Source organism: Adlercreutzia equolifaciens, assembly GCF_029076695.1.
Lineage (GTDB): Bacteria > Actinomycetota > Coriobacteriia > Coriobacteriales > Eggerthellaceae > Adlercreutzia > Adlercreutzia equolifaciens_A.
This window is the reverse complement of the sequence record NZ_JARFIK010000367.1, coordinates 1-303: the sequence shown is the minus strand read 5'-3', so window position 1 is coordinate 303 and position 303 is coordinate 1. Positions and strand designations below refer to the sequence as shown.

The 303-nt window shown below is 70.0% G+C and carries 1 pseudogene; it reads left to right on the top strand.

The features are described 5' to 3' along the window. A pseudogene (locus PZH32_RS12780) lies at positions 1 to 303 on the top strand (hypothetical protein); the annotation flags it as partial.

The following is a 303-nucleotide window of genomic DNA, read 5'->3' as shown; positions in this document are numbered from 1 at the left end:
GCCGGCCTTGGTGCGACGGAGCGCCCCCACATGGGCCGGGCAGCCCAAGGCCGGCTTTATCGGCTTGGACGACTGCGTGAGCCTGGAGACGCTCGAGGAAATTGGGGAGCGCGCGGCCCTGGATCCGCTGCGCGCCCTGGGCCTGCGCTTTGTCTACGTGAACCAGAGCCAAGCCGAGCGCGTGTCTCACGGCAATGCGCTCCCGGCCTCCGAGCTTACCCTGTGCGAGCGGTCCTTCAGCGCCCTGGCCGATGAGATCTGCGCCTGCACCTCGGGGCGCAACTCTCGCGCACCCCCGAGGTG